Consider the following 24,302-nt stretch of genomic DNA (forward strand, 5'->3'; position numbering starts at 1 on the left):
CTTCGCCGATAGCGTTACTTTCTAATAACGGTTAATAAAGCGCTTGCTCTTCTTGAACCACTTCGCGCAGCAGTTCTAAAAAAAGCTTATCAGCCTCAGAGTGCTCAGCAGGGTCTTCGGGTATATGCACACTAGTGGTGTCTGAAATTTCGTTAGCAATCCGTGCCATGGCCGCTGAGCTATTGCCCTCGGTCAACTGCTGCCTAGCGATCACAAGTGATTGCTCAAGAATTTTGGGGTCTTGTAGCAATTTGCGAATAAAGCCTCGCAGCTCATTGATGACACGTGTTTTCTGGATTTCTGAACCGGACATGGAAGTCTCCTTAGGATCGCGAACGACAACAGGGCCAAGCGAAGCCAATCAATGCGTTGACCATAGCATTTTTTCTGCCAACGGGCATGAGTTGCACGGCATTAAACCTGCAGCTTAAAACGCTGGTTTAAAGCGTCAATCGACCGGCCTTGTGCTTGACGGGGTTCGCGTATTGGGCAAGCCAATATGGCCTTAACGCCTCAGGTACATCGGCAAGACGTGCATTGAAGCGCTCCCTGTCTTGTTTAGTAATCGCCTTACGCGCTACTAGTTCCGGCGCTTCGCCCAATGCTTCAAGCGCTAAATAGTGGCTGGGGAAGAGGCGGTACCCGCCAATCACCTGACGATCAATCTCCGCGGCCACTTCGTCTGGCGTCGCCATATCAGCGCCGACCGGCGTGCCAAAGTGCAGCCGCACACGGCCCTTAGAGCCGGTAATGCCTGCCACAATGGAACGGATATCCTCAAACTCACCTTTGGCATAGCTGCCCTGCGTATCAATATCGTGTAGTTCCTGGGCCTTTTGCACGTCGCAGGGGTCATGTTCATAGCTAATCGATACCGGCACGAGCTTCAATTCGGCAATCGCATCACCAAACACCATGTCGCGCTCTGACGCTTTCCTGGCCATGGTTAACATCTTGATAATAGCGGGCTCGGTATGGTCGATGCCATTCTTTGCCCGGCCTTCGCGCTGGGCCATCCAGATTGAGTGCTGGTCTTCTGTAATCGTATGGCGAATATAGGCTGAAAGCTGTTGATACGCTGCCAGCATTGCCCGCTTGCCTCGTGCACTCCGTGGGACAATAAAGCTTTTATTGAGTCGCATTAGGTCGGTGACGTAGGGCTTTTTGAGCAGATTGTCACCGATAGCGATACGCACAGTGTCGCGGTTCGCTTGATAGAGCGCATAGTTGACGAACGCTGGGTCAAGCGAAATATCGCGATGGTTGCCTATGAATAGGTAAGCGCCTTTGGGGTCGAGCTTATCAAGCCCCGTGACTTCAAATTCATCGGTGGTGGTACGAATCATGCGCTCCATATAATGAGCAATGCGCATTTGAAATTCGTAGATCGATGTAACACCTTTCACTTCACGGCGGACCGCGCGACTGGCAAAGCCACGCGCCAGCGATGGCGCCCAGCGCGCCAAGCGTGGAAGCCGAAAGCGGGTGAGGGCATCGAGCAATTCGTTGTCCCGTGAGAGCCTGGCAAGAACATCGGCTACTTCATGATCCATAAAGGGCCGAATGTCGGCCCACGGGTCTGTCGCGGTAGAGACGTTAGTAGCGTTATTGTGATGAGTCATGCGAACCGTTGGATAATAAAAAATAAGTATCGATTAATAGCATCGAGGTCGAAGGGCTATAGAGTCCTTACTGCGCCGCGGGTTCCCGCTGCGTTTCGCCCCCAAGCCACTCAATTAAACGTGGAATATCGGTAGATAGCGCCTGCGCCATTAAAATAAAGTCTGTTTCCAGGCGGGCGAGCGCATCGTCACCATCGTCCGCATGGTCGGCCTCTTCAATGAGTGCATCGCCAAAGCGCAACGATTTCAGCGCCAAATCATCGTGCAGCACGAAGCTTAACCGGCCTTCTAAGCTCACAGCGAGTTTGCTGGCCTGGCGACCGCTTTCGAGTAACTGCTGAATTTCATCACTGTCTAAATCGACTTGGCGCGCGCGAAGCACGCCGTCATCGCCTTTCGCTTTGAGCTCGACCTGATCACCCAGCTGCAGATCGGCAGGGCGGCTAGCCACATCGCCCAGCCAAGTGGTCATGGCTCGAATAGGCAGCGTTTGCGAACTCAGCGGGGTGACTTTCAAGCTGCCCAGCGTCTCGCGCAGCAAGTCCAGAATATCCTCGGCACGGGTGCGCGAACTGGCATTTATGCCGATCATCTGGCCTTTGGTGTCCCACCAAAGATCAATTTTCTGGCTACGCACAAAGGCGCGAGGCAGTAAATCTTCAGTGACCTGCTCTTTAAACGCGGTTTTTTCTTTGCGAGTAACTTTACGGCTTTCGCTGGCTTCGATGTCAGCGACGAGCTCGTCGACTTCTTCTTTGACTACCGAGGCAGGCAGTAGCCGCTCTTGGCGAAGGGCGGAAAGCAGGCGGTGCGATTGAATTTCGTGCACTAACTGCCCGCTGCCCATACGTCCAGCCGGGGCTGTCCAGCCCAGGCGGCGTGCATCAGCGTTGCCGAGTGGTTTGGCGGCATGCTCTTGTAAAGCGCTAGCGAGCGCATCGCTGGATAACTCGGGCGCGTCGTGCAGGCGGTATAAATGCAAGTGCTTAAACCACATGAGGCCAATCCTGTTCAAAAGGTGGCACATTATGGCGAAAGAGGGGCATTCCTACCAGCGGCTGCCACCAATCGTCTCTGTTGCAAGTGTTTCAAACTTGTGTTTGATTGAGGGTTTGCCAACTAAATACTCTCCGCCAATTAATTGCATCATTTAACTGAACAGTAGGAGTGGTTATGAGTACATCGCTGTCGCGGGTTCAATTGCGTGTTCGTGGCTACCATCTGGATGGCTATGGGCATGTGAATAACGCTCGCTACCTGGAATTTATGGAAGAAGGGCGCTGGGATTTTTTTGATCAACATCCAGAAATGATCAAAGAGCTCCATCAAGCCGGGCGGGCATTCGTTGTCGTCAATTTGAACATTGATTATCTGGCCGCTGCCCGCCAAGGGGATGACTTGGAAGTGATGACCGGGATCATCGACGTTGGTGAACGCAGCGGGCTCTGCCACCACCGTATTGTACGTAAAGATGGCACCGTCATTGCCCGGGCCGATTTAACCTTCGTGCTGCTCGATATGCGCGCCAATAAGGCCGCTGCAATCGAGGGAGAGGTGCGTGAGGCGTTAGCCGCGTTAACCTTGGGGAAAGAGGCATTTAGCGCTTAAACGGCTTTGCTGAGCTCCCTGGCTGCCCTTGCTGCTTTTGCGGTGGTATGATGGCGGAGTATTTGCGCGCCGCTCTATGGTAATTTCAGGGCGGTGTTTACCAGCGCTTTCAACTCTCGCAGTGCCAATGCAGTGCAAAGGATCTGACTTTCATGGGTGACATCGCCAGAGAAATCTTGCCCGTCAATATTGAAGACGAGCTTAAACAGTCGTATCTCGACTATGCGATGAGCGTCATTATCGGCCGCGCGCTTCCAGATGTGCGGGATGGCCTTAAACCGGTTCACCGGCGTGTGCTGTTTGCCATGCATGAACTGGGTAATGACTGGAATAAACCGTACAAGAAGTCGGCGCGTGTCGTCGGCGATGTCATCGGTAAATACCATCCGCACGGCGATAGCGCGGTTTACGACACCATCGTACGTATGGCCCAGCACTTTTCGATGCGTCATGTGCTGGTCGACGGCCAGGGTAACTTCGGTTCGATTGATGGGGATAACGCGGCTGCCATGCGTTATACCGAGGTGCGTATGTCGCGCCTTGCCCACGAACTGCTCGCTGACCTGGAAAAAGATACCGTCGACTGGGTCGATAACTACGACGGTACCGAACGTATTCCCGCGGTATTGCCTACCAAAACGCCCAACTTGCTGATCAACGGGTCCTCGGGCATTGCGGTAGGTATGGCAACCAATATTCCACCGCACAATATGCGTGAAGTGATTGATGGCTGCTTAGCCTTAATCGACGACTACACGCTGACCGTTGATGACCTGATGGAGTATATCCCCGGCCCTGATTTCCCCACCGGGGCGATTATCAATGGTCGCGCGGGTATCTTATCGGCATATCGTACCGGCCGTGGGCGTATTTATGTTCGCGCCTGTCACACCATTGAGCACCATGACAAAACCGGTCGCGATCACATCATTATTAGTGAGCTGCCGTATCAGGTAAACAAAGCGCGGTTGATCGAGAAGATTGCCGAGCTGGTGAAAGAGAAGAAGATCGAAGGCATCGCTGAGCTGCGCGATGAGTCGGATAAAGATGGCCTGCGCGTGGTCATAGAAGTTAAGCGTGGCGAGTCCGGCGAGGTAGTGGTCAATAACCTATTTGCTCAGACACAGCTGCAGAACGTGTTCGGGATCAACATGGTGGCGCTGGAAAATGGCCAGCCCCGTACCCTAAATCTGAAAGAGATGCTGGAAGCCTTTATTCGCCATCGTCGCGAAGTGGTGACCCGGCGTACGCTTTATGAGCTGAAAAAAGCACGTGAACGCGGGCATTTGTTAGAAGGTTTGGCCGTCGCTATTTCGAATATCGACGAAGTGATTGAACTGATTAAAGCCTCGCCCAATGCGGCAGAAGCGCGTGAAAAGCTGCTCGCCAAGACCTGGCAGCCCGGCCAAGTGACCGCCATGTTGGAGCGGGCGGGTGCTACTTCTTGCAAGCCAGAAGAGCTGGAAGAGGGCTTTGGTCTAAACACCGCGGCCACGTCGTATCGACTATCGCCTGCCCAGGCGCAAGCAATTCTTGAATTACGTCTGCACCGTTTAACGGGCCTTGAAACCGAGAAGCTGCTCGATGAATATCTGACGATTCTTGAGAAAATTGCTGAGCTTACTGAAATTCTGGCATCGCCTGATCGGTTGATGGAAGTGATCCGGGAAGAGCTGCACGCCGTGCGTGATCAGTTTGGCGATGATCGTCGCACTGAAATCCAGGCAAGCCACCTGGATCTGTCGATTGAAGATTTGATCGCTGAAGAAGACATGGTCGTGACCGTGTCGCGCTCTGGTTACGCCAAGACGCAGCCGCTGTCGGATTATCAGGCTCAGCGCCGTGGCGGTCGCGGTAAGTCTGCCACCGCGATGAAAGATGAAGATGTGATTGAGCACCTGCTGGTGGCCTCTACACACGACACCGTGCTGCTGTTCTCCAATCGCGGCAAAGTGTACTGGCTGAAAGTGTACGAAATGCCCAACGCCAGCCGCGGCTCACGTGGCAAGCCGCTGGTCAATATGCTGCCGCTGGAAGAGGGTGAAGCGGTTAACGCCATCCTGCCGGTCCGTGACTACGATCCTGAGCACTATATCTTCTTCGCGACGGCTAAAGGCACCGTCAAGCGCACCAGTCTTGAACAGTTCTCGCGCCCGCGTAGCGTAGGTCTTATCGCCATTGACCTTGAAGAGGGTGATCGCTTAGTAGGCGCTGCCATTACCACCGGTAATGATCATGCCATGCTGTTGTCGTCTAACGGCAAGGCCATTCGCTTCGAAGAGGGTAAAGCCCGCGCCATGGGACGTACTGCTCGCGGCGTACGTGGTATGCGCCTGGCTGGCGATGCGGAAGTCATCAGTTTGATTATTCCCAAGAGCCAGCAAATCGACGCCGAAGCGGATGCCGAAGAGGAAACTCAGGATAGCGCGCAAGAGAGCGTCGTGGCCGAAACCGCCGATGGTCAGATATACATTATGACCGCCAGTGAAAACGGTTACGGTAAGCGCACGCGTCTGGAAGAGTTCCCGCTGCGCGGCCGTGGTGGTCAGGGTGTTATCGCCATGCAAACCAGTGAGCGTAACGGTTCGCTAGTCGCGGCGATGCAGGTTTATGACAGCGATGAAATGATGTTGATCACTGACCGTGGCACGCTGGTGCGTACGCGTGTTGAAGAGGTCTCAACCACCTCGCGTAATACCCAGGGCGTGATGTTGATTCGTCTGGGTAAAGAAGAAAAATTAGTCAAAACCGTTCGTGTTGATGAGCCCGCCGAAGTCGATCTAACTGGTCTCGAAGAGGGTGCCGAGGCTAGCCTTGATGAGCGACCTGAAGACGTTCAGGCGAGTGAATCATCCGATGACGCACAGGAACCGGGGACTGATGACACGTCATTATAATTTCTGCGCAGGGCCAGCGGCCCTGCCAGTAGCCGTACTGGAACGCGCTCGGGAAGAGTTGCTGGACTACCATGGGCGTGGCCTTTCCGTAATGGAAATGAGCCACCGTAGCGACGAGTTTGTTGCTATTGCTGAGCGTGCAGAAGCTGATTTTCGTGAGCTTCTAAGCGTGCCAGATAACTATAAAGTGCTGTTTTTGCAGGGCGGCGCCAGTATGCAATTTGCAATGCTGCCGATGAACCTGCTGGGACAGGGCGGTAGCGGTAACTTCATTCAGACCGGTATCTGGGGCAAAAAAGCGCTTAGCGAAGCAAAGCGCCTTGGTTTCGCTTGTCATGTTGCTGCAAGCAGCGAAGCTAATGGTCACATGGCGGTACCCGCGCTGGATAACATCAGCGTTAGCGATGACGCGGCCTATTTGCACTACACGTCGAACGAAACGATTGGCGGCTTGGAGTTTGACTATACACCCCATGTTCAGCGTGCCGATGGCGCTAGCGTGCCGTTGGTCTGCGATATGTCATCAAATATCCTTTCTGGACCGATCGATGTTAGCGATTTCGGCGTGATCTACGCTGGAGCGCAGAAGAATATTGGCCCCGCTGGTTTAACATTGGCCGTCGTTCGTGACGATTTGCTAGGCAAAGCCCAAGCCAACATTCCTTCGCTGTTTGATTATCAAATGCTGGCGGACGCCGGTTCGATGGTCAATACGCCGCCCACTTACGCTTGGTATTTAGCCGGACTGGTATTCCAGTGGCTGAAAGACGATATCGGCGGATTGGCGGCGATGAACGCCATTAATCAGCGCAAAGCCGATAAGCTTTATGCAGCGATCGATGCGAGCGACTTTTATAGCAACCCGATTGCTAAAGCCAATCGTTCGCGGATGAACGTGCCTTTTGTATTGGCCGATGCGGCGCTGGATAAAGCATTTTTACAACAAGCCGATGCGGCGGGGCTGCTTAATTTAAAGGGTCACCGCAGCGTCGGCGGAATGCGTGCCAGCCTATATAACGCGGTGCCTGAATCGGCGGTAGACGCGCTGATCGCGTTCATGGCCGATTTTGAACAAACAAGAGGCTAACAACACCATGTCCGACACGTCGATCAATCTGGATGAGCTGCGCCAGCGTATCGATCAGCTCGATAGCGATATTCTGAATCTGATCAGCGAGCGTGCTAGCTGCGCCCAGCAAGTGGCGCATGTGAAGCTGGCGGAAGATAAAGATGCAGTGTTCTACCGCCCTGAGCGAGAGGCGCAGGTGCTACGCCGCATTATGGCGTTGAACAAGGGGCCGCTCGATTCAGAAGAGATGGCGCGCTTATTTCGTGAAATTATGTCGGCGTGTTTGGCATTAGAACAGCCGGTTAAGGTTGCTTATTTAGGTCCTGAAGGCACCTTTACTCAGCAGGCTGCCCTCAAGCATTTTGGTGAAAGCGCCGTAAGCCTACCCATGGCGGCCATTGACGAGGTATTTCGTGAAGTAGAAGCGGGTGCCGTGCATTACGGCGTGGTGCCGGTGGAAAACTCCACAGAAGGGGTGGTGAATCACACCCTGGATACCTTTATGGACTCTTCGATTAAAATTTGTGGCGAGGTGGTACTGCGTATCCACCACCACTTACTGGTCAGTGAAAACACACGCCGCGATAAAGTCTCGCGTATCTATTCGCACCCGCAGTCGTTTGCCCAGTGTCGTAAATGGCTGGATGCACATTACCCCCATGCTGAGCGGGTGCCGGTTTCCTCTAACGCTGAAGCCGCCAAGTTGGTGAAAACTGAGTGGCATAGTGCGGCAATTGCGGGCGATATGGCGGCTAAGCTATATGGTCTTGAGCATATCGCGGAAAAAATTGAAGACAGCCCGGATAACTCCACGCGGTTTTTGATTATTGGTAATCAAGACGTGCCTATGGCAGGAGAGGACAAAACCTCAATTGTGGTCGCCATGCGCAACCAGCCGGGGACGCTTCATGCTTTATTAGAACCGTTTCATCGCCATCAGATCGACCTAACGCGTCTTGAAACACGTCCTTCACGTACCGGGGTGTGGAACTACGTATTTTTCATCGATTTTAAAGGCCATCGTGACGAGCCCCAGGTCGCCGCGGTGCTTGAAGAAGTAAGGCTACGGGCAGCGGACTTGCGCGTGTTGGGTTCCTACCCCGTGGGCGTGCTGTGACGTTGATGGGGGCAAAGAGCGTAGGAAAAACCACCTGCCATGAGACTCGCTTACTGATTGTTGGCTTGGGATTAATTGGTGGTTCACTAGCGGCAGCACTGCGCGTGTCAGGGTTTCAGGGGCACATAGTCGCCTGTGATCCTGATGAGGGTGAGATTGCTCGCGGTATTGAAATGGGGCTGATCGATTCAGGCGGTACCCACCTCGCTGAGCAAGTAAATGACGCTACCATGGTGGTGCTGGCGGTGCCGGTGCTCGCCATGGAAAGCGTTATGGCCGCTCTGGCTGATGCGCTGCCTACCGCTGCTGCCAATGTGGTTATCACCGACGTGGGCAGTACCAAAGCCACTATTCGGGCTTGTGCCCAGCGTGTGTTTGGCCAGGTGCCCACTAATATGGTGCTGGGACATCCGATTGCCGGTTCAGAAAAAAGCGGTGTCGCGGCGGCAAATCCGCGCCTGTATGTCGATCATAAAGTGATTCTTACCCCTGAGCCGAACGTTGAGCCTAACGCTCTGCAGCGCGTGCGTAACCTTTGGCAGGCCTGTGGCGCTGAGGTGCTGGAAATGGACGTTGAGCGCCATGACCACGTGCTGGCCCGCACCAGCCATCTTCCCCATCTGCTGGCTTTTTCTCTGGTAGACACGCTAGCCCGACAAGATGAGCGGCTGGATATCTTTCGCTACGCTGCAGGCGGCTTCCGTGACTTTACCCGGATTGCGGGTAGCGACCCAGTGATGTGGCGGGATATTTTCATCGCCAATAAGCAGGCGGTGTTAGCCTCGCTGGATGATTTTGAGGTAGGGCTTGCCCGTCTTCGCCAAGCGGTAGAGACCGGTGACAGCGATGGGCTGATTGCCACCTTTGACCGGGCCAGTCATGCCCGCCACTATTTCGACTCTTTATTGAACAAAACCAGTTATCAGGCGGAATATCATATGCAACCACAAGGTAAAGTCACCTACCGTGTGCAGCCGGGCGGCCAGGCGCAGGGACGTTTGCGCGTTCCAGGCGATAAGTCGATGTCTCATCGCTCTATTATGCTCGGCGCGCTGGCGGAAGGCGTCACCGAAGTAAAAGGCTTTCTAGAAGGCGAGGATAGCCTCGCCACCCTGCAGGCGTTCCGTGAAATGGGCGTGGCGATTGAAGGGCCGCATCAGGGCAAAGTCACCATTCATGGTGTAGGCATGCATGGCTTAAAAGCCCCCTCTGGGCCGCTCTATGTGGGTAACTCGGGCACCGCTATGCGGTTGTTTTCAGGTTTGCTCGCCGGTCAGGCCTTTGACAGTGAGTTAACAGGCGATGAGTCGCTGACCAAGCGCCCTATGGGCCGCGTGGCTGACCCGCTGCGGTTGATGGGTGCAACGATCGATACCGCTGAAGGTGGTCGCCCGCCACTAAAAATTCGCGGTGGAGCTGTTCTGAAAGGCATTGATTACGATATGCCCATGGCCAGTGCCCAGGTGAAATCCTGCCTGCTGTTGGCAGGGCTCTACGCTGAAGGCGAAACCCGTGTACGTGAACCAGCGCCCACACGCGACCACACCGAACGTATGCTCAATGGTTTTGGTTATGCGGTTTATCGAGAAGGTGATACCTGCTGGCTGCAGGGTGGCGGTAAGTTAACGGCCGGGCCGATCGATGTGCCTTCGGATATCTCTTCAGCAACGTTTTTCTTGGTCGCAGCGGCTATCACACCGGGTTCTGATATAACCCTTGAACATGTAGGTATTAACCCCACCCGGATCGGCGTTATCAATATTCTGAATTTGATGGGGGCCGATTTAACGCTTGAAAATGAGCGTGAGGTAGGGGGTGAGCCGGTGGCGGATATTCGTGTTCGCTATGCGCCACTTAAAGGGATTGATATTCCCGTTGATCAAGTGCCGTTAGCGATTGATGAATTTCCTGCCCTCTTTATTGCTGCCGCCAACGCAAACGGCGTAACCCGCCTAAGAGGCGCAGAAGAGCTGCGTGTTAAAGAGTCTGATCGCCTCCAGGCAATGGCGGATGGCATGGCCATCTTGGGTGTTAAGCACACGCTACTTGATGACGGTATCGATATTACCGGCAACGGTAATGCCGAGGTGGCCAGTTATGGCGGTGGGCGTATCGATAGCCTAGGTGATCACCGTATTGCCATGGCGTTTGCGATTGCATCGCTACGGGCGAGTGCAGAAATTGAGATTGAAGACTGCGCCAATGTGGCGACCTCTTTCCCTGATTTCGTTGAATTAGCCACGCGTATTGGCATGGACGTTAACGTGGAGGGCGCGCATGAATGATCGCGCTTCAGCTGTTCCAGTGCTCACCATTGATGGCCCAGGCGGGGCAGGTAAAGGCACCATTAGTGGTTTAGTAGCAGAACGCCTGGGCTGGCATTTGCTGGATAGTGGCGCACTGTATCGGCTGACGGCTCAAGCAGCGGTTAAGCATAACGTAGCCGTTGACGATGAGGCGGGGCTTGCCCGCTTAGCGGAGCAATTGGATGTCGCCTTTCCAGTTGAAGATGGTCAGCCACGAACGCTACTAGAAGGTGAAGATGTTGGCCAGGTGATTCGTACCGAGCAAGCCGGTGAGCGTGCTTCACAGGTGGCGGCACTGCCTGCGGTGCGCCAAGCGCTGCTGCAACGCCAGCGCGATTTCTGCCAAGCGCCGGGGTTGGTAGCTGACGGTCGTGATATGGGTACCGTGGTATTTCCAGACGCGCCGCTGAAGATTTTTTTAACGGCGAGTGCGGACGAACGTGCGCGTCGACGCTATCTGCAGTTGCAGGAAGCCGGGGTGAGTGCTAGTCTTTCGAGTCTTTTAAAGGAGATTCAGGCACGCGATGCACGCGACACGCAACGCAGCGTGGCCCCTCTCAAGCCGGCAGATGATGCCATTACGCTTGATACCACGCGTCTGAGCATACCGGAAGTGGTTGAACGACTGACCGAACTGCTCGCCCAAAAAGGGCTGGTAAGCGGCGTGTGATTCTCCCTTGCGGCGCTTTTGGATAGGTGTCACGACGTGGCAGGGCACTAAACTCACATCGGTGAGCCCGGTCAGGTCTAACCAGCGTTAACACCCCCAAAGGCTGAGTGACATTAGGCCCGCACTTGCTGGTGGTGCGGAGAAGGCATTTATGCCTCAACAACGTAATTACGTAGGAACACCATGAGCGAAAGCTTTGCTGAGCTGTTTGAACAGTCTCTTAACGACATCAACATGGAGCCAGGCGCTATTGTCGCGGCTCAGGTTGTCGACATTGACGGTGACTGGGTTACTGTCAACGCTGGCCTAAAATCTGAAGGTCAGATTCCGGCGTCACAATTCCGCGATGAACACGGTAACCTGAACATCGCTATCGGTGACGACGTGCACGTTGCACTTGAAGCCGTTGAAGATGGCTTCGGTGAAACTCGTCTGTCCCGTGAAAAAGCCAAGCGCGCAGAAGCTTGGAAGGTTCTGGAAGCAGCCTTCGAGAAAGACGAAATCATCAAGGGCGTTATTAACGGTAAGGTTAAAGGCGGCTTCACAGTTGAAGTTGACTCTATCCGTGCCTTCTTGCCTGGCTCGTTGGTTGACGTTCGTCCGGTTCGCGACACTGCGCACCTGGAAAATAAAGAGCTGGACTTCAAAGTCATCAAGCTTGATCCGAAGCGCAACAACGTCGTGGTATCACGTCGTGCGGTTCTGGAAGCAGAGAACAGTGCCGAGCGCGAAGCGCTGCTGGCAACTCTGCAAGAAGGCCAGCAGATCAAGGGTATCGTTAAGAACCTGACAGACTACGGCGCTTTCGTAGACCTGGGTGGCGTTGACGGCTTGCTGCACATCACAGACATGGCGTGGAAGCGTATTAAGCATCCGTCCGAAATCGTTGCCGTTGGCGACGAGATCAACGTCAAGGTTCTGAAGTTTGACCGCGAGCGCAACCGCGTTTCACTGGGTCTGAAGCAGTTGGGCGAAGATCCGTGGGTCAACATTAAAGAGCGTTACCCAGAAGGCATGAAAGTACACGCAGTCGTCACTAACCTGACTGACTACGGTTGCTTTGCTGAGCTGGAAGAGGGTGTTGAAGGTTTGGTTCACGTGTCTGAAATGGACTGGACCAACAAAAACATCCATCCGTCTAAAGTCGTTCAAGTGGGCGATGATGTTGACGTCATGGTGTTGGATATCGACGAAGAGCGTCGTCGTATTTCTCTGGGCATCAAGCAGTGTACTGCTAACCCGTGGGAAACCTTCAACACTGACTACAACAAGGGCGATCGCGTTTCAGGTACCATCAAGTCGATCACTGACTTCGGTATCTTTATCGGCCTGGAAGGCGGTATCGACGGTCTGGTTCACCTGTCTGATATTTCTTGGACTGATACTGGCGAAGAAGCCGTACGCAGCTTTAAGAAAGGCGACGAAGCTGAAGCCGTTATCCTGTCTATTGATCCTGAGCGTGAGCGTATCTCGCTGGGCATCAAGCAGATGGATTCTGACCCCGTTGCTGAGTACTTGTCAGTCAATGATAAGGGCAGCATCGTAACGGGTCGTGTCATTGAAGTTGATGCTAAAGAAGCTCAAGTTGAATTGGCGACTGACGTTATTGCTGTGCTGAAAGCTTCTGAAATTAGTGCTGATCGCGTAGAAGACGCGCGTAATGTACTGAATGAAGGCGACAGTGTAGAAGCCCGTATCGTGAGTGTTGATCGCAAGAGCCGTCAGATTAACCTGTCGGTAAAAGCGAAAGACCAGGATGATACGCGTCAGAACCTGAAGAAGATGCGTGAGCAAGAGCCGGAAACTGCGGGTGGCCCGACTACAATCGGCGACCTGATCAAGCAGCAGATGGGCCAAGACTAATTATCGATTAGTTATTGGTTGATAAAAGCGCCGCCCTTATGGGCGGCGCTTTTGTTTGTAAGTGTTGAGCCTTCTAATAGATGACACATAAATTCACAAAGCAATGATGAGCTATTAGGGTTATAAAACACTTTAAATAGCAGTTGTGTTTTTAAAAAACGATTAGTAATTGAGTAAAAATCAACTAGACTGTTGTCAGTTAGTCTTTTTACAGCAATAATGTCCCAGCATTCTGAACTAGTGGGTGCCAAGGTTGTCAAGTTAGCACCTAAGCCAGTTGAACCCCTTTCAGTTGGACCCCGTTCAGTTGGATACGATACTAAAGGAACCCCGATGTCATTACTTAACGAATATATTCAAAAAGAACAGCAGCTGAAGCAGCTTCAAGAAGACCTACAGCGCTTAGAAGGCGATCAGCGCCTTAAAAGCGAGTTGGAGTTCAAGGCCAAACTTGAAGCGCTTATGACTGAGTTCGGCAAGCGTCCTAGCGACGTCATTGCTTTACTAGATCCCGCTTCTGATCAGCGTGGTGTTAAAACGACGGCTAGTGGCAATGCGCGCCGTAAGCGTCGTCTTAAAATTTATAAAAACCCTAAAACCGGGGAAGTCATCGAAACGCGTGGTGGCAATCATAAAGGTCTGCGTAGCTGGAAGGATGAGTACGGCGATGAAGCCGTCGAATCCTGGCTGGTTCGCATGGAAGATTAAGAAATTTAATAACCGGCATTTCTTTACAGAAGTGCCGGTTTTTTATTACCCCAGCTCAGCGGTGCCTCAAAGACGTTATCTTTCCTACTGACTTATAAGCGGGAGCCGAAGCTCTAAACAATGTGCTTTCCATAAGACCTGAGGCGGGTAACCGCTTACGTGGAAGCTATTCTGGCTGTAAAGCAAGTGCGCGATGGTATGCTTCAACGCATCATAAAGATCAGCTAAATCACCAAAGCGCGTACTTGAATAATAGTGGGTTGGAATGTCGACCCGCCGATAAGGCACCGGTAAGGCAATGTCTTGAGCGTTATCTGCTGGTTCAAGGTAAAGGCCTACGTCTGTGCGGTAAGAATGAAAATAATCATTATTAAGCGCACCCACTTTGGCCGATAGTATATCAGGCAGTGAAATGGTGGTTGTCGATAGGCGTAATCGCGCCTGTAAGCAGGCTAGCTGCTTGTTGTGATAGCTTGCATCCCCTAGCCCTTTAATATGCTCAGGAGCTTGATAGAGGCGCATTAGGATCATTTGGCGGTCACTAGCTTTTTGGATGTCAGTTTTGAAGCCTGGATTAGGCATTGAGCGTGACAGCGTGCTTTTTAGTGATTGCCGGAAATTACGTGGCCTAAGCTGATAGCGACGCTGGAATGCGCGTGAAAAGGACGAGTGATTATGATACCCACAACGTATCGCAATTTGCGCTATATTGAGAGGCGTAAGGGCTAACAATACAGCCGCTCTTTCTAATCGTCTTTTTTCGCGGTAGGCGCTAGGCGAAATGTGAAAGCTTTGGCGAAATTGGCGCCGTACTTGGGAAGACGAATAACCAATATGGTTAGCAAGATCTTCAATACCGAGTGGCTTATCAAGTGTGTCCTGCAGCCAGATCTCAGCTCGTGTCATCGCGTTGAACATTATCTGGCCTCTCATGCGTGAATCGTACAGGTCGTGCTTATCTCGCCTGTAGTGCACTCTCCCAGTGCGTTAGTGTTTGGTAACCTAGCTGAATAGCAAATGTTCAGCGTCTAGATGAGAGTTGAATCTCTGTTCAGGCTACTTGTGGCTACGTTGATGCTAAGCATCAATTTTTGAGTTACCGCTGACTGTGGCGTATTTGATAAAGTGTTTGTCACCATCGTGTGCCTAATGATGTTGCCTTTATGCTGGTAACAGGGCGGCAAAGGCAAGTTTGCTCGTTATCTTTACGCGTTTGTGCACAGTTTTTGCAAAAAAATGCTACGTTTGTAGCCATGTCGACCATTTCAAGTAAGGTGTAAATGAAACATCGATGAAATATCAAAAGGTTCAAAAGCCGGTAGATGAGCGTGAAAAGCTGCGTAAATTCCGTGAATTAGACGATGCCTTTGCGCAGGCGTTACGTCAGTTAGACGATCCTGATAGCGACTTTGATATACCGACGGGGCCGCCGGTAAGGTCGCTTGCGGCATTGGAGCAAGATGATGTAGAAACAAAGCAGCAGGAACAACAAGAAGAGCAGGAGCGTGTGTTTAAACAGCACTTTGAAGCTCTGCTGAATGAGTATGGTATTGACCATGGCGATCTGGCCGAGCTGGTCGAAACACTACTTGGCTATGGGTTATGGCAGCAGGATCAAGTGCCAGATAAGGATTAAGTGCTAGGTAGTTTAGCACCACTACCATACCCTACGTGTGGTAGTGCTAGCGGTAACGGTAAACGCGCAAACTCGGCAGAAATACATCTGGCTCAAGCTTTTCATCGCGCCGTCGTGCCCGTGTGCGAGTGGTGGGGGGCTGTAAAGCGGGCAGGTTTATGTGTGGCAGCCGCTGGTTATTGTCTGGCACGAAGATAGGCATGGCCGCATTTAGTGCTCGCCTTGTATGCCCATCATCGAGTGGCTCGGTAAAAAATAGATTTGCCCGCATAAGGGGAGCCTGCGTTTGCACCTGAGCGAGCACTTCGCTGCTTGGGATGCCTGCGAGTTTGCGTAGTTGAATACGGATATGCGGTGCATCGGTATCAAGCTTTAAAAGCTTTTGCTCAGCCTCTTGAACGGTCAGCCGCTTTATAGAGCGACCACTGCTATACCACGCAAAGCGAACCCGTGACACGGGCGCTTGTGCGATGGGCAGTTGACGCCAACTCTGCTTGAGGTGCAGGCGGGCAAGCCCATTGCGCCGTAACGCTTCATCAACGTAGGGATGGCGTTGTGGCAGGCGGCTTTTGGCGTCACTCAAGGTTTGTGGAAAAGCCTGTTTAATATGTTGCAGCAGCTCAGCAAAACTTTTTTTGGCTTGATTAACGACGTCTACCGCTGTCAGTAATTCATCATTAGCAGCCACAATGGCAATGTAATTTCTCGTTTCGCGGCCATCCTGATCTTGTTCATGCCACATATCGAAAAGCGCTTCGCGTAGCCAGTGGCGAGAGGGTGTTGCTTGATGAAAGACCCACGATGCCGGTTGCTGCTGTTCAAAAAGCGCAACAGCGGTCTCAATCGTGTCAATTAAAGTGTCAAACTGCTGCTCCAGCTGAAGCAGCAGATGATAGGCCGAGGGCGATGGTTGATCAGGCATTGTTGTAGCCATGTGGATTGCGGGACTTAAAACGTCGGTTGCTTGGTGCGTTATGAGAGCGGCGCATCCTTATCGGCTTGCGCCAACAGTGTTTCTATATCAGCTTCATCCATCGCCGATTCGCCCGATATGCGGTGCGACTCATCGGCCCAGGCACCTAAATCTAACAGTTGGCAGCGTTTGCTACAGAAAGGGCGGTAGGTGCTCTCAGGCAGCCAAGGCACGCGCTTAGCGCACTGAGGGCAACTAACTTCAAGCGGGGAATCGTTTGCAGGGCTAACCATAAAAACTCCAATTGCGTTAACAGGGGCGATATCTCAGTCGTTAAGCAGCTGACGGTAGCGTTGATCCAGCCGCACCACTTGCTCCATCATGCTGACATGGTCACCGCTGTTATCTATCACGTCATCTGCTTGTGCTAGTCGTTGTTCGCGGGAAAGCTGGGCGGCGAGAATAGCATGCACTTGGCTTTCGCTCACTCCATCACGTTGCTGGGTTCTCGATAATTGTAGCGCTTGTGGTACATCGACAACGACCGCTCGGTTGACTAGCGTATTTTGGCCCGACTCAAATAGCAGCGGTGATACCAGTAGCACATAAGGCGCACCTTGCATTTTAAGCTGCGCTAAGTGCTGCAATAGACGTTCTCTTATTTTGGGGTGTGTGACTGATTCTAGCCATTGTCGCTGCTCTGGATCTTTAAAAATAATATCGCGAAGGGCCGCGCGATTAAGCGTGCCATTCTGGTGAATGACCTGATCACCGAAGCGATTTTTAATGGCTAATAGTGCCGGTTCACCAGGTAGAACGATTTCTCTGGCGACATCATCAGCATCGACCGAGGCAGCACCAAGTGTTTCAAAGGCGCGCGCAACCGTCGATTTGCCCGACCCAATACCTCCGGTTAATCCGATAATCATCTGCTGCCTCGCATAGCTCAGTTTTCACTAGCCTAATTTCACTAGCTCTGTTTTTTAATAACCAAATAATAGTTAAACTTTAAATAAGCAGACTGAGATATAGCGCCATTAGCTCATCGCCAACTAATAACGCTACCCAACCAGCGAGGGCAAGAAAAGGTCCAAAGGGTAGCGGTTTACCACGTAAGCGAGGCGCGCAGGCCTGAGCAGTCAAACCAACCACCGCGCCAAGCCCTGCGGAAAGTATCAAGATAAGCGGTAAAAAGTTCCAGCCTAGCCAGGCGCCCAATGCTGCCAGCAGCTTAAAGTCGCCAAAGCCCATGCCCTCTTTACCGGTGACGAGTTTGAACAGCCAATAAAAACTCCATAGAGAAAGATAGCCCACCATCACGCCAATAACGGCATCGGGGAGCATAAACGGCTGAAAGAGTAGCTGAAAAAGTAAGCCTGCCCATAGCAGCGGGAGCGTAATGACATCCGGCAATAACTGGGTGCGAAAATCGATCACGGCGAGTGCTAACAGCATCAAGCAGGCCCCGTAAATAAACAATGACTCTGCAGTGAGGCCATGGAGTGCCAGTACCGCTAATGCCAGTAGGCCACCGGCCATTTCTACCAGCGGATATTGGAGACTGATGCTCGTTTGACACTCTGCACACCGCCCGCGGCGTTTAATCCAGCCAATCAGCGGTAGGTTGTCGTGCCAGGCGATCGGGGTTTCGCAGCGGGGGCACAGAGAGCCTGGTGTGGCCAAATTGAAGCGTGGTGAGTGTTCGTCATCCAGTTCAAGCGCTGCACGCGCCTCACGGCGCCATTGGCGCATCAACATGACCGGTAGGCGCGTGATAACAACATTAAGAAAACTGCCTAAACAGAGCCCTAAAAGTAAAACGATAAACCACACGATAAGCGGAGGGTGGTGCATGTAGCTCCTTAGGTTTCTTTAATGTAACGTTATTGGCAAGTTTGAAGCTTAGAGTGCAGACCCTAAGTCGAAGATAGGTAGATACATCGAGACAACAACGCCGCCGACCAACACACCCAATACCACGATAATAACGGGCTCCATTAGCGAAGTGAGTGCATCGACTTTATTGTCGACTTCTTCTTCATAATAATCGGCGACGCGGTTCAACATAGCATCGAGCGAGCCCGCCTCTTCGCCGATGCTAACCATCTGAATCGCCAGGGGAGGGAAGCGGTTAGTCATCCGCATGGCGAAGTGCAATTGCTGCCCGGTCGCCACGTCTTGGCGCGTTTGAATCACTGCGCGTTCGTATACTTTATTCCCCGTGGCACCGGCGGCAGTATCTAGGCCCTCGACTAGCGGTACGCCTGAGGCAAAGGTGGTGGCTAATGTACGCGAGAAGCGAGCAATAGCAGATTTATGCATAATATCGCCGATTATCGGTAAACGAAGCAGTAAGGCGTGCATGCGGTAAGCGACCTTAGCAGAACGCTGAATGCTAAATTTGAGCAGTAGTACCGCGCCAATCACCGCACCTAGCGCCACAAGCCAATAGCGCTGGGCAAGCTCGGACAAATTCACGGTCATCTGGGTAAGTGCGGGAAGCTCCGCGCCGAAGCTCTGAAACATGCTTTCAAATTCAGGCACCACTTTGATTAACAAGAGCATGGTCACTGCGATGCCAATGGTCATAACGGCAGTAGGGTACCAAAGCGCTTTCTTTACCCGTGCTTTGAGCGACTCTACTTTCTCTTTATAAGTCGCAACACGATCAAGCATCTGATCCAGCGCACCTGACTGTTCACCAGCATTAACAAGATTAACAAACAGCCGGTCAAAGTGTTTAGGATGGCGGCGTAGAGCGTCGGAGAAACTAGAACCCGACGACACATCGCTCATCATATGCTGAACAAGGGCGACCATGGCGGGTTTTTTTAGGCTCTCGGCCACTACTTGCAGCGCTTGTAGTAAGGGGATGCCCGCTCGAATCATGGTGGCCATTTGGCGCGCAAAGACCATCACATCATTAGGGTTAATACGGCCACTGCCGCCCAGGTTGCCCTTTTTAGAAATGCGCCGGATAACGATATTCTGTTTGGTAAGCTCAGCCGCTACTTCAGCTTTGCTGCGGCCAATCATCTCGCCGCTTAGCGGTCTATCTTGTGGGCCTTTTCCTACCCATTTCCAGCGCGATAGCTTGATGGCGGGCGTTGGGCGTCGACGTGCCGTTTTAGCCATGCCTTACTCCTTGCTCACTCGGTTAACCTCTTCCAGGCTGGTAATGCCCTGCATGACTTTCAACAAACCACTGCGGCGAAGGCTGGGGTAACCTTCTGTACGTGCCTGATGATCAATATCTAACGCATTAGCGTCGCGCATAATTAACTGGTTCATCGCGTCAGTAATGGGTACCACCTCATAAATGCCAATGCGGCCTTTATAGCCTTGAGTGCAGTGTTTGCAACCTACCGGCTTATAGATACTCGCTTGCTGTATTTCATCATTATTAAACCCTTCTTTACGTAGTGCTTCGTGAGGAATATCAATAGGTTCCTTACAATGCTTGCAAAGTTTGCGGGCTAGACGCTGGGCAATAATTAAACTAACAGCACTAGCAATATTAAACGAGGAGACGCCCATATTAGCCAAGCGTGTGAGTGTTTCAGCAGCCGAGTTGGTGTGCACGGTAGAAAGCACTAAGTGGCCCGTTTGCGCGGCCTTAACGGCAATTTCAGCCGTTTCAAGGTCACGAATTTCGCCCACCATTACTACGTCAGGGTCTTGGCGTAGAAACGCCCTTAACGCACTGGCAAAATCGAGGCCAATTTTAGGCAATACGTTCACCTGGTTGATACCCGCTACTTTGATTTCAACCGGGTCTTCAGCGGTACAAATATTGCGCTCAATTTTGTTAAGAATATTGATGCCGGTATATAACGAAACCGTTTTACCGCTACCGGTAGGGCCGGTGACCAGAATCATACCTTGGGGCTGCTTCAATGCCTGCTCGTAGTGACTACGCTGCTCATCGGTAAAGCCCAGTTGCTCAATGCCTAACTGAGCGGCGGTAGGGTCTAAAATCCTTAGTACCAGCTTTTCGCCATAAACAGTCGGCAACGAGTTAACACGAAAATCAAGCGAGCGGGTGCGCGATAACTTGAGTTTGATCGCGCCATCTTGTGGCAGACGGCGCTCTGAAATATCAAGGCGAGCCATAATTTTCAGGCGGGCGGCAATGCGGTTACGCATGGCAAAGGGGGGGCGTGCCACTTCTATTAGCATGCCATCCACACGAAAGCGTACCCGATAGAGTGTTTCGTAGGGCTCGAAGTGGATATCAGACGCACCTCGGCGAATGGCATCTAACAATATCTTGTTAACAAATTTAACGATGGGGGCGTCTTCGTTATTTTGCGAGGACTCTTCAAGCGGGACTTCGTTACCATCGTTACTTTGTACTACGTTCAGCGAGCTTACCGCATCGTCAATATCATCAAGCTCATCGAACATGCCGCGTTCGTTTTGTGCAAGGTAGTTATTCAGCGCGACTGTAATTTGGTCAACAGGCGCAAGAATACCTTCAACGCTAAGGCCCGTGGCAAATTGTAATTCATCCAATTGCGTTAACGTGGCGGGGTAGGGCACCGCAACGGTAAGGCGATGACCATGGCGCGCTAACGGTAGAATGTTAAGGTTCTGCAGCACCTTGATGGGGTAGTCAGCGGCAGGCGGTAGTGTATTTAAGCGCAACGCCTCTAAATCAACGACCGGAAGCCCATACTCCCAGCCAGCCGCCACGGTGGCTTCGACAGCATCTACCAATCCGCTCTCAATAACATGCTGAAGTAGCGATATTTCCAAATCCGACGCGGTTGTTTCTGCCGTTGCGGCTTGGGCATCGGTCAGCAAGCCGTGTTTCACCAAGCGCTGAGCAATGCCGCGTAGGCCACCACGAGCTGCGGCGTGGCTTAGAGTCGACTCAAAAGGGGGTTGGCTCATCAAAAAACCTGTTTTACATCGGCGTAGGCGGACTACTTGTACCATAAACTAGCTGCTGCAGGCACTACATGACTGGCCATTCAGAACTGCTTAAGTAGTAGAAGGCTGAGCCGATAGCGTTTAGAGAAGCTGTTGTAAAAAAGGATCACGTAAGCTAGTGTAACGCTTATTATCTCTAACTCTTTTTAAGGAAGTTCGTTCCTTATAAAGGCTTGCCCTTTCCCCTCAGGAGATGCATTCATGCAGAAATCTGCACAACTCAACGCCCGCAGCACGAAACAGGGTGGTTTCACGCTGATTGAATTGATGATCGTGGTGGCGATTATTGGTGTGTTGGCGTCTATCGCCGTACCGCAGTATCAGAACTACACCGCCCGAGCTCAGGCCAGTGAGGGGCTTTCAGTTACAGCGGGTCTGCGTGCCGATGTTGCGGAATACTTTTCGCTAAACGGTGAAGTGCCTGCAGCAGCAACTAATCTTAGCGTTGATCTTACCGAAATTAATGGCCGTTATATTTTAGATACTAATGGGGTTGCTTACGCAAACGGTGTCATTACTATTAACTGGGACACTGCTAACAGCGCCTTAGAGGGTGCAATGCAGCTAACTGCTCAGAATGACGGTGACGGAGAACCAAACCCGGGTCGCGGTTGGCGTTGTACTAAATCAGGCGATATGGAGGCCAATCACCTGCCAGCTGGTTGCCGTGCAGACTCACCCGAAGTAAGCGATCCTTAAAACTTAAGGGATAAAGATTAAAAAGTAACAAACAGAGGGGCCAGATCGGCCCCTTTTTTATAAAATTATTAAGAGGCTGGGAACATGAAAGGAATTCAACGTGGTTTTACGCTTATTGAGCTAATGATTGTAGTGGCGATTATTGGCGTATTGGCCTCTATTGCGATACCTCAGTATCAAAACTACACTGCGCGCTCTCAGGTAGCTGAAGCCTTTTCACTGGCTTCAGAGTACAAAACCGCAATGAGTGAGTTTTATGCTGTAAATGGGCGTTTTCCAAATGGTAATGCTGAAGTTGGTTTTGATAATGATGTGACACCCACAGGTGGCGGCACACCAGGTGCTGGCTATGGTGATGCTTATGTTTCGTATATCGGTATTTGGCCCGGTGGGGGAAGCTACGAAGCTAGGGTAGTAATGCAGATGAGTGAAAACGCGAATTCTGCCATACAAGATCGTTGGATAGTGATGGAGGCAGACCCTTCTGCTGGTTCAATTATGTGGTCTTGTCGTTCCACTACGGGATCAGGTAATGCCGTCGAAGAAAAATACCTTCCCGGTTCTTGCCGCGATCAAAAGTAATTTTCTAACGTTATTTTTTCCTTCCTCAATCCCTACGCATTTGTTCATTACACTGTAAGCTCTGTCACTAAACCAGGAGCTTACAGTGAACCCCTTCAAACTGATTATCTTGAGTGCATTTGGCGCACTACTATTCAATAGTGCTGCCTTTGCACAACCTGACCATGCCCCGGCCCACGGTGCCCGTGATAAGGGCCAACAGCATGAATCCAATCGGCCTGAAAACTCCCGAGATGAGCGGGTTGATTTACCACGCATCAACGAGCGTGAGCTTCGCCAGCTATTGCGCCAGTACGATGCGCCACGAGCCGAGTCATTGCCGCCGGGTATTCAGCGCAATTTAGAGCGCGGTAAGCCTTTGCCACTGGGTATCGCCAAGCGTTTTGATGGTCAGTTAGCCTCTCAGTTACCGCAATACCCAGGCTATGAATGGGAGCGTGTAGGTGCTGATGTGGTTTTGATTGAAGCTGCTACACGCATTGTGGTGGATGTTCTGGTCGATGTTTTGCGTTAACCCTTTTTATGAAAGGCTATAGCGACTCGAAAATTTCACCTTAGCGGCTTATGGTTAGTCATCATGGTTAATGTCCTCAATGGGAGATTCAATGTCTGACCAAACGTTTGACGACACACTACAAGCGCGCTTAAAAATCGCTATTTCCATTGCCGAAGAAGCTGGGCAGATGATTATCCAAGCGCGAGAGCGGCAAGGTTTTTCACAACGGTTGAAAAAAGACAATGAGCTGGTCACCGATGTGGATGTAGCCGTTGATCAGCTCATTAGCCAGCGGCTTGAAGAGCATTTTCCTGGTGAGGCAAGGCTGAGTGAAGAGCTCGCCCCCGAGAGCGCTGTGCATGTGCAAGCGGCGCAGCTTTGGGTAGTGGATCCTATTGATGGCACGGTCAACTTTGCGCAGGGGTTGCGTCATGTGGCGGTATCAATCGGCTGGATGGAAGAGGGCATTGCTAAGGTCGGTGTTGTACACGCGCCGTTTTTAGGCGAAACCTTTAGCGCTGCAGAAGGCGCAGGTGCTGTTTGCAATGATCAGCCCATTCAACCCAGCAGTGCAGATTCACTAGCGAACACCCTGGTAGGAACGGGTTTTCCCTACCGCAAAGAAGGGCGTAAGCACCTTTTAAAGCGGTTAGAGGCGGTGCTTATTGAATGCCAGGATATCCGTCGTAACGGTGCGGCGGCACTCGATTTATGCGATGTCGCCTGTGGCCGCTTAGATGCGTATTACGAAAGTGTCTCGCCTTGGGATTTTGTCGCGGGCTGGGTCATTGCACGAGAAGCCGGGGCGCGTGTAGGTCACTTATATGAGCCGCCTAAATCGGTGCCTGAAGACCTTTATCCCGAGCACTTGCTAGTGGCTGCGCCTGGTGTCTATGACGCCATGGCCTATCTGTTGCTCGACGCTGACCAACGCTAACGAGAAAGGGCGGATTGCGTTAAATGGTGAATGACAAATACTTGAAAAGAAAGCGCTATAAAGGCTTTTCATTTATGCATGAAACCGCTAGTATACGCACCGTCTTGAGGCAAAGATGTAGCGGCCAATAAAGACAGCGGAGCGTGGCGCAGCTTGGTAGCGCGTTGCAATGGGGTTGCAAAGGTCGCAGGTTCGAATCCTGTCGCTCCGACCAAAGATTATTAAAAACCGCCGATTTGGTTAA

The 24,302-nt window shown here is 52.0% G+C and carries 23 protein-coding genes and 1 tRNA gene; 14 read left to right on the forward strand and 10 right to left on the reverse strand.

The window, feature by feature from the left end; genetic code table 11:
- Positions 1 to 31: 31 nt before the first annotated feature.
- The 3 genes from HUO07_RS10805 to HUO07_RS10815 all read right to left on the reverse strand — a co-directional run bounded on the left by HUO07_RS10805 (position 32) and on the right by HUO07_RS10815 (position 2,619).
- A complete protein-coding gene (locus HUO07_RS10805; protein ID WP_176303569.1) occupies positions 32 to 313 on the reverse strand; it encodes a hypothetical protein in 282 nt (93 codons plus the stop codon).
- Positions 314 to 440: 127 nt separating this feature from the next.
- Positions 441 to 1,622, reverse strand: coding sequence for a 1-acyl-sn-glycerol-3-phosphate acyltransferase (locus HUO07_RS10810; protein WP_176303570.1), 1,182 nt, complete (start codon positions 1,620 to 1,622; stop codon positions 441 to 443).
- Positions 1,623 to 1,689: 67 nt separating this feature from the next.
- Positions 1,690 to 2,619 (reverse strand): recombination-associated protein RdgC, encoded by a 930-nt coding sequence (locus HUO07_RS10815; RefSeq protein WP_176303571.1) that lies wholly within the window; start codon positions 2,617 to 2,619, stop codon positions 1,690 to 1,692.
- Positions 2,620 to 2,795: 176 nt separating this feature from the next.
- Between HUO07_RS10815 and HUO07_RS10820 the strand changes: the two genes are divergently transcribed.
- From HUO07_RS10820 to HUO07_RS10855, 8 genes are all read left to right on the forward strand, one after another.
- A complete protein-coding gene (locus HUO07_RS10820) occupies positions 2,796 to 3,230 on the forward strand; it encodes an acyl-CoA thioesterase (protein WP_176303572.1) in 435 nt (144 codons plus the stop codon).
- Positions 3,231 to 3,382: 152 nt separating this feature from the next.
- Positions 3,383 to 6,127 (forward strand): DNA gyrase subunit A, encoded by a 2,745-nt coding sequence (gene gyrA / locus HUO07_RS10825; RefSeq protein ID WP_176303573.1) that lies wholly within the window; start codon positions 3,383 to 3,385, stop codon positions 6,125 to 6,127.
- Complete coding sequence (serC, locus tag HUO07_RS10830) at positions 6,111 to 7,214, forward strand: 3-phosphoserine/phosphohydroxythreonine transaminase (protein ID WP_176303574.1); 1,104 nt, start codon at positions 6,111 to 6,113, stop codon at positions 7,212 to 7,214. Before gyrA ends, serC begins: the two co-directional genes overlap by 17 nt.
- A 7-nt stretch (positions 7,215 to 7,221) precedes the next feature.
- The gene (gene pheA, locus HUO07_RS10835) at positions 7,222 to 8,313 is read left to right on the forward strand and encodes a prephenate dehydratase (protein WP_176303575.1); all 1,092 of its coding nucleotides are present in this window, start codon (positions 7,222 to 7,224) and stop codon (positions 8,311 to 8,313) included.
- Between the two features lie 5 nt (positions 8,314 to 8,318).
- The gene (locus HUO07_RS10840) at positions 8,319 to 10,598 is read left to right on the forward strand and encodes a bifunctional prephenate dehydrogenase/3-phosphoshikimate 1-carboxyvinyltransferase (RefSeq protein ID WP_176303576.1); all 2,280 of its coding nucleotides are present in this window, start codon (positions 8,319 to 8,321) and stop codon (positions 10,596 to 10,598) included.
- Entirely contained in the window at positions 10,591 to 11,289 is a 699-nt protein-coding gene (gene cmk, locus HUO07_RS10845; RefSeq protein ID WP_176303577.1) for a (d)CMP kinase, read from the forward strand. The genes HUO07_RS10840 and cmk overlap by 8 nt, the downstream gene beginning before the upstream one ends.
- 183 nt (positions 11,290 to 11,472) lie before the next feature.
- On the forward strand, positions 11,473 to 13,152 hold the full coding sequence (gene rpsA, locus HUO07_RS10850) for a 30S ribosomal protein S1 (protein WP_176303578.1): 1,680 nt from the start codon (positions 11,473 to 11,475) through the stop codon (positions 13,150 to 13,152).
- Between the two features lie 333 nt (positions 13,153 to 13,485).
- Complete coding sequence (locus HUO07_RS10855; protein WP_176303579.1) at positions 13,486 to 13,860, forward strand: histone-like nucleoid-structuring protein, MvaT/MvaU family; 375 nt, start codon at positions 13,486 to 13,488, stop codon at positions 13,858 to 13,860.
- A gap of 84 nt (positions 13,861 to 13,944) precedes the next feature.
- Here the strand turns inward: HUO07_RS10855 and HUO07_RS10860 are convergent, their stop codons facing one another.
- On the reverse strand, positions 13,945 to 14,778 hold the full coding sequence (locus tag HUO07_RS10860) for a helix-turn-helix transcriptional regulator (RefSeq protein ID WP_176303580.1): 834 nt from the start codon (positions 14,776 to 14,778) through the stop codon (positions 13,945 to 13,947).
- Between the two features lie 373 nt (positions 14,779 to 15,151).
- On the opposite strand from HUO07_RS10860, the gene HUO07_RS10865 reads away from it, so the two are divergent.
- On the forward strand, positions 15,152 to 15,496 hold the full coding sequence (locus HUO07_RS10865; protein WP_176303581.1) for a hypothetical protein: 345 nt from the start codon (positions 15,152 to 15,154) through the stop codon (positions 15,494 to 15,496).
- A gap of 46 nt (positions 15,497 to 15,542) precedes the next feature.
- Here the strand turns inward: HUO07_RS10865 and HUO07_RS10870 are convergent, their stop codons facing one another.
- The 6 genes from HUO07_RS10870 to pilB form a co-directional block, all read right to left on the reverse strand.
- On the reverse strand, positions 15,543 to 16,418 hold the full coding sequence (locus HUO07_RS10870) for a DNA replication terminus site-binding protein (RefSeq protein WP_176303582.1): 876 nt from the start codon (positions 16,416 to 16,418) through the stop codon (positions 15,543 to 15,545).
- 50 nt (positions 16,419 to 16,468) lie between these two features.
- Positions 16,469 to 16,702, reverse strand: a complete 234-nt coding sequence (yacG, locus tag HUO07_RS10875; protein ID WP_176303583.1) for a DNA gyrase inhibitor YacG — start codon at positions 16,700 to 16,702, stop codon at positions 16,469 to 16,471.
- Between the two features lie 33 nt (positions 16,703 to 16,735).
- Positions 16,736 to 17,338 carry a dephospho-CoA kinase gene (coaE, locus tag HUO07_RS10880; RefSeq protein WP_176303584.1) on the reverse strand — a complete coding sequence of 201 codons (603 nt, stop codon included), beginning with the start codon at positions 17,336 to 17,338 and terminating at the stop codon, positions 16,736 to 16,738.
- A gap of 79 nt (positions 17,339 to 17,417) precedes the next feature.
- Entirely contained in the window at positions 17,418 to 18,263 is an 846-nt protein-coding gene (locus HUO07_RS10885) for a prepilin peptidase (RefSeq protein WP_176303585.1), read from the reverse strand.
- Positions 18,264 to 18,311: 48 nt separating this feature from the next.
- Complete coding sequence (locus HUO07_RS10890; protein WP_217908864.1) at positions 18,312 to 19,544, reverse strand: type II secretion system F family protein; 1,233 nt, start codon at positions 19,542 to 19,544, stop codon at positions 18,312 to 18,314.
- Positions 19,545 to 19,547: 3 nt separating this feature from the next.
- Positions 19,548 to 21,305: a type IV-A pilus assembly ATPase PilB gene (pilB, locus tag HUO07_RS10895; protein WP_176303586.1), complete on the reverse strand. Its 1,758-nt coding sequence runs from the start codon at positions 21,303 to 21,305 to the stop codon at positions 19,548 to 19,550.
- Between the two features lie 240 nt (positions 21,306 to 21,545).
- Between pilB and HUO07_RS10900 the strand changes: the two genes are divergently transcribed.
- The 5 genes from HUO07_RS10900 to HUO07_RS10920 all read left to right on the forward strand — a co-directional run bounded on the left by HUO07_RS10900 (position 21,546) and on the right by HUO07_RS10920 (position 24,272).
- Positions 21,546 to 22,043 (forward strand): pilin, encoded by a 498-nt coding sequence (locus HUO07_RS10900; RefSeq protein WP_176303587.1) that lies wholly within the window; start codon positions 21,546 to 21,548, stop codon positions 22,041 to 22,043.
- Between the two features lie 84 nt (positions 22,044 to 22,127).
- Positions 22,128 to 22,625 carry a pilin gene (locus HUO07_RS10905; RefSeq protein ID WP_176303588.1) on the forward strand — a complete coding sequence of 166 codons (498 nt, stop codon included), beginning with the start codon at positions 22,128 to 22,130 and terminating at the stop codon, positions 22,623 to 22,625.
- Between the two features lie 85 nt (positions 22,626 to 22,710).
- On the forward strand, positions 22,711 to 23,139 hold the full coding sequence (locus tag HUO07_RS10910; RefSeq protein WP_176303589.1) for an anti-virulence regulator CigR family protein: 429 nt from the start codon (positions 22,711 to 22,713) through the stop codon (positions 23,137 to 23,139).
- A gap of 91 nt (positions 23,140 to 23,230) precedes the next feature.
- Entirely contained in the window at positions 23,231 to 24,058 is an 828-nt protein-coding gene (locus HUO07_RS10915; protein ID WP_176303590.1) for an inositol monophosphatase family protein, read from the forward strand.
- A gap of 137 nt (positions 24,059 to 24,195) precedes the next feature.
- Positions 24,196 to 24,272: transfer RNA gene (locus tag HUO07_RS10920), tRNA-Pro, on the forward strand.
- The last annotated feature ends 30 nt before the right edge of the window (positions 24,273 to 24,302 follow it).

Source organism: Vreelandella maris (assembly GCF_013371085.1).
In the GTDB taxonomy this organism is placed as follows: domain Bacteria; phylum Pseudomonadota; class Gammaproteobacteria; order Pseudomonadales; family Halomonadaceae; genus Vreelandella; species Vreelandella maris.

Bases quoted from the DNA above. Each gene is read 5' to 3' on its own strand.
- HUO07_RS10905 (WP_176303588.1), top strand. From the start codon at position 22,128: ATGAAAGGAATTCAACGTGGTTTTACGCTTATTGAGCTAATGATTGTA.
- HUO07_RS10915 (WP_176303590.1), top strand. From the start codon at position 23,231: ATGTCTGACCAAACGTTTGACGACACACTACAAGCGCGCTTAAAAATC.
- HUO07_RS10810 (WP_176303570.1), bottom strand. From the start codon at position 1,622: ATGACTCATCACAATAACGCTACTAACGTCTCTACCGCGACAGACCCG.
- yacG (WP_176303583.1), bottom strand. From the start codon at position 16,702: ATGGTTAGCCCTGCAAACGATTCCCCGCTTGAAGTTAGTTGCCCTCAG.
- cmk (WP_176303577.1), top strand. From the start codon at position 10,591: ATGAATGATCGCGCTTCAGCTGTTCCAGTGCTCACCATTGATGGCCCA.
- gyrA (WP_176303573.1), top strand. From the start codon at position 3,383: ATGGGTGACATCGCCAGAGAAATCTTGCCCGTCAATATTGAAGACGAG.
- HUO07_RS10900 (WP_176303587.1), top strand. From the start codon at position 21,546: ATGCAGAAATCTGCACAACTCAACGCCCGCAGCACGAAACAGGGTGGT.
- coaE (WP_176303584.1), bottom strand. From the start codon at position 17,338: ATGATTATCGGATTAACCGGAGGTATTGGGTCGGGCAAATCGACGGTT.
- HUO07_RS10805 (WP_176303569.1), bottom strand. From the start codon at position 313: ATGTCCGGTTCAGAAATCCAGAAAACACGTGTCATCAATGAGCTGCGA.
- HUO07_RS10885 (WP_176303585.1), bottom strand. From the start codon at position 18,263: ATGCACCACCCTCCGCTTATCGTGTGGTTTATCGTTTTACTTTTAGGG.
- HUO07_RS10840 (WP_176303576.1), top strand. From the start codon at position 8,319: ATGGGGGCAAAGAGCGTAGGAAAAACCACCTGCCATGAGACTCGCTTA.
- HUO07_RS10865 (WP_176303581.1), top strand. From the start codon at position 15,152: ATGAAATATCAAAAGGTTCAAAAGCCGGTAGATGAGCGTGAAAAGCTG.
- HUO07_RS10820 (WP_176303572.1), top strand. From the start codon at position 2,796: ATGAGTACATCGCTGTCGCGGGTTCAATTGCGTGTTCGTGGCTACCAT.
- HUO07_RS10815 (WP_176303571.1), bottom strand. From the start codon at position 2,619: ATGTGGTTTAAGCACTTGCATTTATACCGCCTGCACGACGCGCCCGAG.
- HUO07_RS10855 (WP_176303579.1), top strand. From the start codon at position 13,486: ATGTCATTACTTAACGAATATATTCAAAAAGAACAGCAGCTGAAGCAG.
- pheA (WP_176303575.1), top strand. From the start codon at position 7,222: ATGTCCGACACGTCGATCAATCTGGATGAGCTGCGCCAGCGTATCGAT.
- HUO07_RS10860 (WP_176303580.1), bottom strand. From the start codon at position 14,778: ATGTTCAACGCGATGACACGAGCTGAGATCTGGCTGCAGGACACACTT.
- serC (WP_176303574.1), top strand. From the start codon at position 6,111: ATGACACGTCATTATAATTTCTGCGCAGGGCCAGCGGCCCTGCCAGTA.
- rpsA (WP_176303578.1), top strand. From the start codon at position 11,473: ATGAGCGAAAGCTTTGCTGAGCTGTTTGAACAGTCTCTTAACGACATC.
- HUO07_RS10890 (WP_217908864.1), bottom strand. From the start codon at position 19,544: ATGGCTAAAACGGCACGTCGACGCCCAACGCCCGCCATCAAGCTATCG.
- HUO07_RS10870 (WP_176303582.1), bottom strand. From the start codon at position 16,418: ATGCCTGATCAACCATCGCCCTCGGCCTATCATCTGCTGCTTCAGCTG.
- pilB (WP_176303586.1), bottom strand. From the start codon at position 21,305: ATGAGCCAACCCCCTTTTGAGTCGACTCTAAGCCACGCCGCAGCTCGT.